Source organism: Angustibacter aerolatus, assembly GCF_054776675.1.
The window spans coordinates 22,504-34,828 of record NZ_BAAHBM010000035.1; the positions used below are offsets into that span (position 1 = coordinate 22,504).

Annotated in this window: 12 protein-coding genes and 1 pseudogene; 7 read left to right on the plus strand and 6 right to left on the minus strand. The window is 73.2% G+C overall.

The window, feature by feature from the left end:
• Window positions 1-19 precede the first annotated feature (19 nt).
• The 4 genes and pseudogenes from ACYVI6_RS10120 to ACYVI6_RS10135 form a co-directional block, all read left to right on the plus strand.
• A complete protein-coding gene (locus ACYVI6_RS10120) occupies window positions 20-802 on the plus strand; it encodes a hypothetical protein (RefSeq protein WP_460446254.1) in 783 nt (260 codons plus the stop codon).
• A complete protein-coding gene (locus ACYVI6_RS10125; RefSeq protein ID WP_460446255.1) occupies window positions 799-1,272 on the plus strand; it encodes a phage holin family protein in 474 nt (157 codons plus the stop codon). Before ACYVI6_RS10120 ends, ACYVI6_RS10125 begins: the two co-directional genes overlap by 4 nt.
• Window positions 1,269-1,853 (plus strand): DUF3618 domain-containing protein, encoded by a 585-nt coding sequence (locus ACYVI6_RS10130; RefSeq protein ID WP_460446256.1) that lies wholly within the window; start codon window positions 1,269-1,271, stop codon window positions 1,851-1,853. Before ACYVI6_RS10125 ends, ACYVI6_RS10130 begins: the two co-directional genes overlap by 4 nt.
• 467 nt (window positions 1,854-2,320) lie before the next feature.
• Window positions 2,321-2,620: pseudogene (locus ACYVI6_RS10135) on the plus strand (glycosyl hydrolase); the annotation flags it as partial.
• 321 nt (window positions 2,621-2,941) lie between these two features.
• Here the strand turns inward: ACYVI6_RS10135 and ACYVI6_RS10140 are convergent.
• The 4 genes from ACYVI6_RS10140 to ACYVI6_RS10155 all read right to left on the minus strand — a co-directional run bounded on the left by ACYVI6_RS10140 (window position 2,942) and on the right by ACYVI6_RS10155 (window position 6,601).
• A complete protein-coding gene (locus ACYVI6_RS10140; RefSeq protein WP_460446257.1) occupies window positions 2,942-3,853 on the minus strand; it encodes a carbohydrate ABC transporter permease in 912 nt (303 codons plus the stop codon).
• Window position 3,854: 1 nt separating this feature from the next.
• Window positions 3,855-4,841: a carbohydrate ABC transporter permease gene (locus ACYVI6_RS10145; protein ID WP_460446258.1), complete on the minus strand. Its 987-nt coding sequence runs from the start codon at window positions 4,839-4,841 to the stop codon at window positions 3,855-3,857.
• Window positions 4,838-6,205 carry an ABC transporter substrate-binding protein gene (locus tag ACYVI6_RS10150; protein WP_460446259.1) on the minus strand — a complete coding sequence of 456 codons (1,368 nt, stop codon included), beginning with the start codon at window positions 6,203-6,205 and terminating at the stop codon, window positions 4,838-4,840. Before ACYVI6_RS10150 ends, ACYVI6_RS10145 begins: the two co-directional genes overlap by 4 nt.
• A gap of 114 nt (window positions 6,206-6,319) precedes the next feature.
• Window positions 6,320-6,601: a hypothetical protein gene (locus ACYVI6_RS10155; protein ID WP_460446260.1), complete on the minus strand. Its 282-nt coding sequence runs from the start codon at window positions 6,599-6,601 to the stop codon at window positions 6,320-6,322.
• 121 nt (window positions 6,602-6,722) lie between these two features.
• Here ACYVI6_RS10155 and ACYVI6_RS10160 point away from each other — a divergent pair, with 121 nt between their 5' ends.
• The 3 genes from ACYVI6_RS10160 to ACYVI6_RS10170 are packed head-to-tail and all read left to right on the plus strand — an operon-like array spanning window position 6,723 to window position 10,889.
• On the plus strand, window positions 6,723-7,907 hold the full coding sequence (locus tag ACYVI6_RS10160; RefSeq protein ID WP_460446261.1) for a zinc-dependent alcohol dehydrogenase: 1,185 nt from the start codon (window positions 6,723-6,725) through the stop codon (window positions 7,905-7,907).
• Window positions 7,904-8,827 carry an SDR family NAD(P)-dependent oxidoreductase gene (locus tag ACYVI6_RS10165; RefSeq protein WP_460446262.1) on the plus strand — a complete coding sequence of 308 codons (924 nt, stop codon included), beginning with the start codon at window positions 7,904-7,906 and terminating at the stop codon, window positions 8,825-8,827. The genes ACYVI6_RS10160 and ACYVI6_RS10165 overlap by 4 nt, the downstream gene beginning before the upstream one ends.
• Window positions 8,828-8,873: 46 nt before the next feature.
• On the plus strand, window positions 8,874-10,889 hold the full coding sequence (locus ACYVI6_RS10170; protein ID WP_460446263.1) for an ATP-dependent helicase: 2,016 nt from the start codon (window positions 8,874-8,876) through the stop codon (window positions 10,887-10,889).
• Between the two features lie 208 nt (window positions 10,890-11,097).
• Here ACYVI6_RS10170 and msrA read toward each other — a convergent pair whose 3' ends face one another.
• Complete coding sequence (gene msrA, locus ACYVI6_RS10175) at window positions 11,098-11,625, minus strand: peptide-methionine (S)-S-oxide reductase MsrA (protein ID WP_460446264.1); 528 nt, start codon at window positions 11,623-11,625, stop codon at window positions 11,098-11,100.
• A gap of 64 nt (window positions 11,626-11,689) precedes the next feature.
• On the minus strand, window positions 11,690-12,325 hold a 636-nt coding region (locus ACYVI6_RS10180; RefSeq protein WP_460446265.1), incomplete at its 5' end, for a PucR family transcriptional regulator.

Genomic DNA, 12,325 nt, shown 5'->3' on the forward strand with positions numbered 1-12,325 from the left:
CACCCCGAGGACGGACATCATGACCGACCCCAACCACGACCCGCTCGTGCCCGTGACGGGCGAGACCTACCCGCCCACCACGTCGTACTCGTCGACCGACGGCTTCGCCGACTCCGGCGCGACCAGCGGCACCGGCCAGAGCACCAGCACGAAGGACGTCGCCAAGGGCCAGGCCGCGGACGTGAAGGACAGCGCCGTGCAGTCCGGCAAGCACGTGGCGGACGTCGCCAAGGACCAGGCCGCCGACGTCGCCGGGCAGGCGAAGCAGCAGGCCAAGGACCTCATCGGGCAGACCCGCGGCGAGCTGCAGACCCAGGCCTCGCAGCAGCAGACCAAGGTCGCGACCGGCCTGCGCGCCCTCGCCGACGAGCTGCACGACATGGCCAAGGGCTCGCAGGAGCAGGGCCTCGCGTCCGACCTGGCCCGCCAGGTCGCCGACCGCACCCACACCGTCGCCGGCTGGCTCGACGACCGCGAGCCCGGTGACGTGCTGGACGAGGTGCGCTCCTTCGCCCGCCAGCGTCCCGGCGCGTTCATCGGCATCGCCGCCCTCGCCGGCGTCGTCGTCGGCCGGCTCGGTCGCGGCCTGAAGGACGGCCCGCCCGAGACCAGCACGAGCAGCACCCCCTCGCAGTTCGCCGGCACGATCGGCACGACCGGCACCGCGGGCACCACGGGCGGCGACGTCGACCTGCGGCCCAGGGACTGGACGCCGTCCGACGAGCTCGAGTACCCGCCGGCCGGGTCCGCGGGCGTCTCCGCCGGCACGACGTCCACCCAGGGTGGTGGGCTGACCTCATGACGCAGGAGACCTACGGCGCGGGCGCGACGTCGGTCGGCGGCAGCTCGTCGACCGCATCGACCTCGTCGACCTCGTCGCACACCGACGACCGCCCATCCATCGGGGCGATCCTCGGCGACGTGAGCAAGGACCTCTCGACCCTGGTGCGCCAGGAGATCGAGCTCGCCAAGGCCGAGGCCAAGGAGTCCGCCAGCAAGGCGGGCAAGGGCGCGGGCATGCTCGGTGGGGCCGGCGTCGCCGGTCACTTCGCGGTGCTGTTCGCCTCCATCGCGCTGTGGTGGGGCCTCGGCAACGCCACCGGCCGCGGCTGGTCGGCGCTCATCGTGATGCTCCTCTGGGCCGTGATCGCCGGCGTCCTGGCGCTGGTCGGCAAGAAGCAGCTCGCACAGGTCAAGGGCCTGGACCGCACCACCGAGACCGTCAAGAAGATCCCGCCGGCCCTCAAGGGCCACGAGGAGGAGAACCGATGAGCACCCCCGACGAGATCCGCGCCGACATCGAGCGCACCCGGGCCCAGATGAGCGACGACGTCGACCTGCTGGCCGACACCGCCAACCCGAAGAACGTGGCCAAGCGCCAGGTGTCGAAGGTCAGCGACAAGGTCATGGGCGCCAAGGACAAGGTCATGGGCTCCGCCCACGAGGCGCAGCACGCGGTGGCCGACAAGACCTCCGGTGCCGCCGGCAGCGTCTCCGACGTGCCCGGCAAGCTGCAGTCGCAGGCGCAGGGCAGCCCGCTCGCGGCCGGCCTGATCGCCTTCGGCGCGGGCCTGCTCGTGTCGGCGCTCATCCCGACCTCGAACGCCGAGCGCGCCGCGGCCGCCACGGCCAAGGAGAAGGCGGCCCCCCTCGCCGACCAGGCCAAGCAGGTCGCGCAGGAGGCCGGTCAGCACCTCAAGGAGCCGGCGCAGGAGGCTGCCCAGCAGCTGAAGTCGTCGGCCGCCGACGCGGCGCAGACCGTCAAGGGCGAGGGCCAGCAGGCCGCCGTCGACGTCCGCTCCGACGCGCAGGACGCCAAGCAGACCGTGCAGCAGAAGGCCAGCGACAGCTGACCGACGCACCACCCCGAGCGGCCCACCCGAGCGATCGGGTGGGCCGCTCGTGCGTCCCGGCGCGATCGCCCCGCCACGGCTGACAGGCTGGTCGCGTGCACCGCCACCCGGCCCCCCGTCCGCGCACGCGCCGGCTGGCGCTGGCCGCCCTGCTCGCCCTGCTGACCGCCGGCTGCACGCACGCCCCCGAGCAGCGCGCGGTCCCGCCGTCGCACGGCGCCACGCCGTCCGTCACGGGCGTCCGCGGTCCGCTGGTGCCGGCGTCCGGTGCCTGGAGCGGCATCTACTACGGCGACGGCACGCCGGCCGCGACCGACGCCCGGCTCGGCACGACGCCCCGCCTGCACCTGACGTACGTCGACTGGTCGGCCGACTGGACGGCGGACGGCGTCGTCCAGGACGACCTGGCGTCCGGGCGCGTCCCGGTCGTGAACTGGGAGCCCTTCGACGTCGACCTCGACGAGGTCGTGGCGGGTCGTCACGACGCGTACCTCGGCCGGGTCGCCGACGGCGCAGCCCGGATCGGCCGGCCGTTCTTCGTCGACCTCGCGGCGGAGATGAACGGCGACGAGGCGTGGGGCGGGCACCGGCCGGCGTCGTACGTGGCGTTCTACCGGCACGTGCACGACGTGTTCGAGGCGCACGGCGCGAGCGACGTCGTGTGGGTGTGGGCGCCGAACGACACCGACTCGGACGGCGCGCCCCCGGCCCTCGACTACTACCCGGGTGACGCCTACGTCGACTGGACCGGGATCGACGGCTACAACTGGGGCACCTCGCAGGAGGGGTTCGCCTGGCGGTCGTTCGAGGAGGTCTTCGCGCCGGTCTACGCCGACCTGGCCACCCTCGGCAAGCCGGTGCTGATCGGCGAGACGGCCACCGACGACCGGGGCGGCGACGAGGCGGCGTGGATCGACGCGATCGTGCCGACGCTGCGCCGGTCGTTCCCGCTCGTCAAAGGCGTCATCTGGTTCGACGTCCGCAAGGAACGGCACTGGCAGGTGCGCTCGAGCGAGGCGTCGCTGCAGGCGTTCCGCCGGCTGCTCGCCGATCCCTACCTGCGGCCGCCGACGCCCGGCCAGGCGTCGTCAGCTGCCGCCGCGGCCCGTGGTGGCGATGCCCTGCACGAAGTGCCGCTGCGCCAGCAGGAACAGGACCACCATGGGGATCGTCGCCAGCACGCTGGCCGCGAGCACGATCTCCCACTGGCTCTCGCCGCCCTTGCCGAACTGGTCGACCACCGACTTCAGGCCGCGCGGCACGGTGTAGAGCGCCGGGTCGCGCAGGTAGATCAGCGGCTTCACCAGGTCGGTCCAGCTCGCCCGCAGCTCGAACACCAGCACGATGATCAGCGCCGGGCGGGCGAGCGGCAGCGCGATCGAGCGGAACAGCCGCCAGTGGTTCGCACCGTCGATGCGCGCCGCCTCGAACAGGTCGCGCGGCACGGTGAGGAAGAACTGCCGCAGCATGAAGACGTAGAAGGCCGAGGCGAACAGGTTGCCGGCCCACAGCGGCACCTGCGTGCTGGCCAGGCCGATCTCGTTCCAGATCAGGTACGTCGGCACCATCGTCACCGTGCCGGGCAGCATCATCGTGCCGAGCACCAGCGCGAACAGCGTGTTGCGGCCCCGGAACCTGAAGTAGGCGAACCCGAACGCGACGAGCGCGCTGCTGATCGTGACCGCGACCGCGGCCGCCACCCCGACCACGACGCTGTTCACCAGCCAGGTGAGCAGCGAGGTGGTCTGCCAGACCTCGCTGTAGTTGCTCGCCTGCAACGGGTTCGGGATCAGGCCGTTGTCGAACACCTCCGAACGCGGCTTCAGCGACGCGCTGACCAGCCAGACGAACGGGTAGAGCAGCAGCAGCACCAGCAGGCCGACCACGAGCACCCAGAGCACCTTCGTCACCGGACGGCGCCGACGCCCCGGTCCCTCGGCGACGGGCGGCCGGCTCGACCCGGACGGCGGCGCGGTGACGGCGACGTCGGCGGTGGCCACGTCAGCCTCCCTCGTAGTAGACGCGGCGCCGGGCGACCTGCACCTGCACCAGGGTCACGACCATCACGACGAGGAACAGCAGCCACGCCATCGCCGACGCGTACCCCATGTGCAGGAACTGGAAGGCCTGCTGGAACAGGTAGACGGCGTACATGAGCGCCGCGTCGCCGGAGCCGGACGACGTGGCGGCGTTGCCGAAGTACATCGTGTAGACCTCGCTGAACGTCTGCAGCGAGGCGATGGTGTTGACGATCAGCGTGAAGTAGACGGTGCCGCTGATCATCGGCAGCGTCACCGAGCGGAACCGCCGCCACGGGCCGGCGCCGTCCAGCAGCGCCGCCTCGAGCAGCGGCTCCGGCACGTCCTTCAGCGCCGCGAGGTAGATCACCGCGGTGCCGCCGACGGTCCACAGGCTCATGAGCACCAGGCCGGGCTTGATCCAGGACGGGTCCGTCGTCCACGCCGGGCCCTGCACGCCGAACCACGAGAGCACCTCGTTCACCAGGCCGGTGCGACCGTTCAGCAGCAGCAGGAACATCGCGCCGATCGCGACCGGCGGCGTCATGACCGGCAGGTACACCACCGTGCGGAAGAAGCCCTGGGCGCGCGAGAGCCGTTGCAGCGAGAGGGCCAGCAGCATCGCGACGAGCATCGACAGCGGCACGTGCAGCACGGTGTAGAAGGCGGTGTTGCGCACCGCCGTCAGCACCTTGGGGTCGCCGGCCAGCTCGCGGTAGTTGTCGAGACCGACCCAGTGCGGGGAGCTCACCAGGTCGTAGCCGGTGAACGACAGCACCAGGCTGGCGACCATCGGGCCCGCCGTGAAGACGAGGAACCCGATCATCCACGGGGAGATGAACAGCAGCGCGGCCCGCGTCTGCTGGCGCTGCTGGGTGCCGCGCCCGGCGCGCGGAGGGCGACGACGGTCGCGCGAGGTCGCCACCTCGGCCGCGGTCGGCGGCACGCCCTCCGTCGCCGCGGCGGTCACTTCATCGCCTCGAAGCCCTTGTCGATGGCCTTCTGCGCCTCCTGCTGCGCCTGGTCGAGCGCCTGCTGCGGCGTCTGCTTCCCCTCCAGCACCCGGGTCGCGGCGTCGGTGTAGGCGATCTTGAACTCCGCGCCCGCCGCGGTCGCCGGCAGCGGCACCGCCTGCTCCTGCGCGGCCTGCAGCACCTTGACGCCGGCGTCGAGCGCCGCGTTCCCGGTCGGCTCCAGCACCTGCTCCCGGATCATCGCGTCGGCCTTGCTGTTGCCGGTGTTGGTGCCGAGGTAGAACGACCCCTTGGCGTCGAGCGCCGCCTTGCGCGCCTTCGCCGCCGCGAGCCACGTGTCGGCGGCGGTCATCGTCCTCGCGAACCGGCAGGCCTGCTCCGCGTGCTTCGCGCCCTTGGGGATCGCCCACGCCTGCCCGCCGGACACGTTCACCGGCCTGCCGTCGCGGCCGAGGAACGGCGACACCGTGACCTTCGTCTTCGGTGACACGTCGGCCAGCACGTTGAGGTAGAAGTCGTCGATCGGCATGGCCCCGATCTGGTCCTGCACGTACTGGTTCTTCGCGCCGAAGAAGTCCGCGCTCTCGCGGTAGGCCTTGAAGTCCGAGTACCTCCCCTCGCGCTTCACCAGGTCGGTGGTGAACTGCAGGGCCTCGACGACCTTCGGGTCGTTCAGCTTCGCCGTCCGGCCGTCGGCGCTGAGCATCTCGCCACCGTTCGCGGCGGTCCACAGCTGCAGCGTGTCGGGCACCCGCGGGTCGTAGCCGATGACGTCCAGGCCGCGGCCGCTGCCCTTGGTCAGCCGGTCGTTGGCGGCCTCGATCGTGTCCCAGTCCCCGGTCGCGACGTCCGAGACCGGCACGCCGGCCTTCGCCAGCACGTCGTCGTCGGAGATGAGCAGCCGCAGGCCGTAGAACTCCGGCAGGGCGTACACCGTGCTGGCCAGCGTCACCTGCGCGACGGCCGGGGCGCGGTACTGCGACATGTCGACGTTCGCGCTCTTGATGCAGTCGGTCATCGGCTGGATCGCGCCGCTGGCGGCGAAGGTACCGACGTCGTCGCGGCTGAGGTAGACGACGTCCGGCGGGTTGCCGCTGGCGACCGCCGACAGGAACTGCTGCTGGTCGAACCCGCCCTCGGTGACCTTCACCGGGCCGCCGTCCGCAGCGGACTCGTACGTCTTCAGGCGGGACGTCGCGATCTCGTCCGGCGTCCCGAAGCCCATGGTCGTGATCGTGACCTTGCCCCCGGAGGCCTTCGTGTCGTCGTCGCCGGACCCACCGGATCCGACGCCGCCGCAGGCCGCGAGCGCGAGGACCGTCGCGGGGGCGAGCATGTGGGCGAGGTTGCGGGTGCGCACGGGAGCTCCCTGGAGTCGCACGACCGGCCACGCTGCTGGACCGCTTCTCGCCGGTCACCATGGCACCGCTTCTGCGGTGTGTCGCCCCGAAGCGTCTTTCCCGAGGAGAAGCGATCAGGTCGTGGCGACGTCGAACGGCAGCCGGTCGAGCTCGACGGTCACCGAGAACCAGCGCCGGCTGCCGGCGTCCCACCAGATGCGGTTCGCACGCTTCAGGCTGCCCAGCGCCGAGCTGAGGTTGGCGCCCACGGCGAGCACGTCGGGCGTCGAGCGCACCGACTGCGGCAGGCGGTCCCACACGTACTCCTGCACGCCGCGCAGCGTGATGCCCTCGCGGCCGGCGAGCACCACGGCGGACTCGACCCAGTCGATGACCAGCGCGGGTCTGGGTTGCACGGCACGCTCCGGAGGCCGGGGGAGGGGGCAGCAGCATCCCAGACGGCGGACCCGGTGCGGACGACGCGGTCACCACGGTCTCGGGCGGCGGGCCGGGCCGACCGGTGCGAGGGTCGAGGGCATGCGAGCACTCACCTGGCAGGGCCGACGTGACGTCCAGGTCACGGACGTGCCGGACCCGACGATCCAAGAGCCCACCGACGCGATCATCGAGGTGACCTCGACGGCCATCTGCGGCAGCGACCTGCACCTGTACGAGGTGCTCGGTCCGTACCTGGCGCCCGGCGACGTGCTCGGCCACGAGACCATGGGCGTGGTGCAGGAGGTCGGCGCCGGCGTCACGCACATCAAGCCCGGCGACCGCGTCGTCGTCCCGTTCAACATCTCGTGCGGCAGCTGCTGGATGTGCAGCCGCGGCCTGTACGCGCAGTGCGAGACCACGCAGGTGACGGAGCAGGGCAAGGGCGCGTCGCTGTTCGGCTACACCAGCCTGTACGGCTCGGTGCCCGGCGGCCAGGCTCAGTACCTGCGCGTGCCGCAGGCCCACTTCGGCCCGATCCCGGTGCCGGACGGCGTCGCCGACGAGCGCGTGCTGTACCTGTCCGACATCCTGCCGACCGCCTGGCAGGGCGTCGCGTACGCCGACGTGCCCGAGGGCGGCACGCTGGCGATCTGGGGCCTCGGGCCGGTCGGTCAGCTGGCGGCACGCGTCGCGCGGCACCTGGGCGTCGAGCGCGTCATCGGCGTCGACGTCGTGCCCGAGCGGCTCGCACTCGCTGCGGCACAGGGCTTCGAGACCATCGACATGTCGCAGGTCGACGACGTCGCCGAGGCGGTCATCGACATGACCGACGGGCGCGGCGCCGACGGCACGCTCGAGGCCGTCGGCATGGAGGCGCACGGCTCGCCGCGCGCCAAGCTCGCCCACGCGGCCGTCGGGTTGCTGCCCGACAAGATCGCCGACCCGATGATGGACAAGATGGCCGTCGACCGGCTCGACGCCCTGCACACCGCCATCAAGGCGTGCCGCCGCGGCGGCACGGTGTCGATCAGCGGCGTCTACGGCGGCGAGCTCGACCCGATGCCGATGATGGAGATGTTCGACCGCGGCCTGCAGCTGCGCATGGGCCAGTGCCACGTGAAGCGCTGGATCGACGACATCCTCCCCGTGGCGCTCGCCGACGGCGACCCGCTCGGGCTGGAGTCGCTGGCCACGCACCGGGTGCCGCTGGAGGAGGCCGCGCACATGTACGAGGTCTTCCAGAAGAAGGAGGACGGGTGCCTGAAGGTCGTCCTGAAGCCGTGACCGGCTCGGCGCCGTCGACGGTGCTCGTCACCGGCGCCTCCAGCGGGATCGGCCTGGCGACCGCGCACCTGCTGGCCGGGCAGGGGCACCGCCTCGCCCTGCTGGCCCGCGGCGCCGGGCCGCTCGCCGAGGCCGCGGCCCAGTGCCGCGAGCTCGGGGCGGCCGACGTGCTCGAGCTGCCGGTCGACGTCCGCGACGCCGAGGCGGTGACCGCGGCCGTCGAGCGCACCCGCGCGCGGCTCGGCCCGCTCGACGTCGTCATCCAGTGCGCCGGGGTCGCGGGCTACGGCCGCTTCGAGGAGGTGCCGGCCGAGGTGTTCGAGGGCGTGATCGCCACGAACCTGTTCGGTGCGGCGAACGTCGCCCGCTCGGTGCTGCCGGCCATGCGCGCGGCCGACCACGGCACGCTGGTGATCGTCGGGTCCGTCGTCGGCAACATGGCGGTGCCGCAGATGTCGCCGTACGTCGTGAGCAAGTGGGGCATCCGGTCGCTGGTGCGGCACCTGCAGATCGAGCAGCGCGACCGCAAGGGCGTCCGGGTCAGCCTGGTCACCCCCGGCGGCGTCGACACCCCGATCTACGACCTCGCCGCCACCAGCAGCGGGTACCTCGGGCAGCCGCCGCCGCCCGTCGTCACGCCGCAGACCGTGGCCCGCAAGATCGTGGGGGCGCTGCCCGACCCGCCGCGGCGGATCGACGTCGGCGTCGCGAACCCGTTGATGTCGTTGGGGTTCACGCTGCTGCCGCGGGTGTTCGACGCGATCGTCTCGCCGCTGTTCAAGCTGGTGGCGCAGGGGAAGCCCACCGAGGACACCCCCGGCAACGTGCTGGAGCACCGCGACGGGCTCGGGCTGAAGGGGACCCACCCCGGGCACACCCGCTTCACCAAGCCGCACGACCGCGACCGCCGCACGTCGTAGGGCGAGCCTGCTGGACGCCGCGGTCTCTCGAACGTATGTTCGAGGCATGTGGGCGGACGGACTGAACGACGAGCAGCTGGCCGTCGCCGAGCACGGCGACGGCCCGCTGGTCGTCGTGGCCGGCGCGGGCACCGGCAAGACGCGCGCGCTGACCGCCCGGGTGGGGTCGCTGCTGGAGCGCGGCGTGCCGGCCGAGCGCATCCTGCTGCTGACCTTCACCCGGCGGGCGGCCGACGACATGCTGTCGCGCGCCACCCGGATGCTGGAGCAGCCCGGCGGTGCCGTGGCCCGGGCGCCGTGGGGTGGCACCTTCCACGCCGTGGCCGCCCGCCTGCTCGCCGTCCACGCCGACGTGCTGGGCCTGGCCGGGATGAGCGTGCTCGACCCCGGCGACGCCGCGACCCTGATGGAGCTGCTCTGCGACGAGCAGGGACTGAGCGGCAGCCGCGACCGCGTGCCGCGCCCGGCCACGCTGGTCGACGCGTACTCGCGGGCGGTCAACACCCGCACCCGGTTGCGCGACGTGCTCGACGAGCACTTCCCGTGGTGCTCGCCGCACGCCGACGCCGTGAGCCAGGTGGCCCGCGCCTACACCGCCCGCAAGCGCGCGCAGGGGCTGCTCGACTTCGACGACCTGCTGCTCGGCTGGGCCGCCCTGCTCGACGACCCGCACCTCGGGCCGGCCGTGCGCGGCACGTGGGACCACGTGCTGGTCGACGAGTACCAGGACGTCAACCAGCTGCAGGTCGACATCGTGAGCCGGCTGCGCCTGGACGGCCGCGGCCTCACCGTCGTGGGCGACGACGCGCAGGCGATCTACGGCTTCCGCGGCTGCGACGCCGGCCACCTCGACGACGTCGCCACCGGCTTCCCCGGCGCGACCGTGGTGCGGCTGGAGACGAACTACCGCTCCCGCCCGCCCGTGGTCACCGTCGCCAACGCCGCCCGGCCCACCGGCTCGGCGCTCGGTCTGACGCTGCGACCGCACCGCGAGGGCGGCCCGCGGCCGCGGCTGGTGCGCTGCCACGACGCCGCCGAGGAGGCCCGCGGGGTGGTCGACGCCGTGCTGGAGGCCCGCTCGGACGGCGTGCGCCTGCAGGACCAGGCGGTGCTGATGCGCACCGGGCACCACAGCGACCTGCTCGAGCTCGAGCTCACCGCGCGGCACGTGCCGTTCCGCAAGTTCGGCGGGCTGAAGTTCCTGGAGGCCGCGCACGTCAAGGACTTCCTCGCCGTGCTGCGGCTGGTGAGCAACCCGGCGGACGAGCTGGCCTGGTTCCGGCTGCTGCGGCTGCACCGCGGCGTCGGCGCGGCGACCGCGCGCCAGCTCACCGGCGCGCTGCTGCCCGGTGACGGCACCGACCCCGACCCGACGACGGCCTCGGTCGAGGACGTCGTGGCGCTGGCCCCCGCGACCAGCCGGGTGCCGCTCGACCGCACGCTGACCGCGCTACTCGCCGGGCGCGAGCTGGGCCGCCCGCACGAGCAGGCCGACGCGGCGCTGCGGCTGCTGCGGCCGCTCGTCGAGCGACGGTACGTCGACGCGGCGTCCAGGGTGGGTGACCTCGAGCGGCTGGTCGACGCCGCGGCCACCGCCCACGACCTGCCGACGTTCGCCGCCCAGCTGACCCTGGACCCACCGGCCTCGACCGGCGCACCCGCCGGCCCGCCGCAGCTCGACGACGACTACCTCGTGCTGTCGACGGTGCACTCGGCGAAGGGCCTCGAGTGGGACCGCGTGCACGTGATCGGGCTGGTCGACGGCGCGTTCCCGTCCGACATGGCCACCGGCAGCGCCGAGGGCGTCGCCGAGGAGCAGCGGCTGTTCTACGTCGCGGTCACGCGCGCCCGCGACGAGCTGAGCCTGCACGTGCCGCTGCGCATGCCGCACCGCCGCCGCGCGATGGACGACCGGCACTCCTACGCCGCCGGCAGCCGGTTCCTCGACCTGGTCGCCGACCACTGCGAGACCGTCAGCCGCGAGCCCGCCCGCGCCACGGCGTCCGCGGTGGCGGGCCCGGCGCGGGTGCGCCTGCCCGACCTCGACGACCTCTTCGCCTGACCCGACCGTCCGCGGGCCACGTTCAGTCGGCAGGCGCACCGTTCGATGGGCGTGCACGCCACGGGAACGGTGCGCCAGCCGCAGGAAGCCGGGGTGCTGAGCGGGACGGCGAGCCGCGCCCCGTCCGCGGGCCACGTTCAGTTGGCTGGCGCACCGTTCGATGGGCGTGCACGCCACGCGAACGGTGCCGCAGCCGCAGGAACGGCGGTCAGGCGGTGGCGTCCGCGCGGTGCGGGAGCTTCCAGTTCGGGCGCACGAAGTGGCAGGTGTAGCCGTTCGGGATCTTCTGCAGGTAGTCCTGGTGCTCGGGCTCGGCCTCCCAGAACGGGCCGGCGGCGGTGACCTCGGTGACGACCTTGCCCGGCCAGATGCCCGAGGCGTCGACGTCGGCGATCGTGTCCTCGGCGACGGCCTTCTGCTCGTCGCTCAGGTAGAAGATCGCCGACCGGTAGCTCAGGCCGACGTCGTTGCCCTGGCGGTTGCGGGTCGACGGGTCGTGGATCTGGAAGAAGAACTCCAGCAGGTCGCGGTAGCTGGTCCGCGTCGGGTCGAAGACGATCTCAAGCGCTTCGGCGTGCGTGCCGTGGTTGCGGTACGTCGCGTTCGGCACGTCGCCGCCGGTGTAGCCGACGCGGGTGCTCAGCACGCCGGGCTGCTTGCGCACGAGCTCCTGCACGCCCCAGAAGCAGCCGCCGGCGAGCAGGGCGGTCTCGGTGGGGCGGTCGGTCTGCGTCATGGTGAACCCCTCGGGTCGGTGGCACGGCGGGTGGCGCCGGCTCCTCCATGATCGCACCGCGCGCTCAGAGCGGATCGAGGGGCGTGCCCGGCCAGCCGAGCAGGCGGGCGCCGAGCACCGCGGCCTGCAGCGCGAAGCGGTCCTGCGGGTCGGTGGGGTCGCGGTCGAGCAGCGAGGTGATGCGCGCCAGCCGGTAGGTGACCGCGCGCACCGACAGGTGCAGGCGGCGGGCGGTCTCGGTGACGACGCCGCCGGTGGCGAAGTACGCGTCGAGCGTCTGCAGCAGCGGCTCGGCGCCACCGCGGGCATCGGCCAGCGGGGCCAGCGTGGTGGCGATGAGCTCGGCCATCGCGGCCCGGTCGCGCAGCAGCACCTGGTAGACCGCGAGCTCGCCCGACGTCACGACGGTCGAGGTGAGCGCCAGCTGGGCGGCGACGTCGAGGGTGTCGCGGGCCTGCTCGTACGACGGCCGGACGCCGCGCGGTCCGCTGCGGGCCCGGCCGACGGCCAGCTGCCAGCCCGACGCCTGGCCGAGCTCGGCCGCCACCCGGTCGGTCACCTGGGCCAGGGCCCGTGCGTCGGGGGCGGCGAACACGCAGACCAGCCGGTCGTCGACCACGTGCACCAGCGGCTGCGCGTCGCCCAGCCGGCCGGCGACGGCCCGCTCGACCCGGCCGAGCGCCGCGGCGGCCGCACCCGT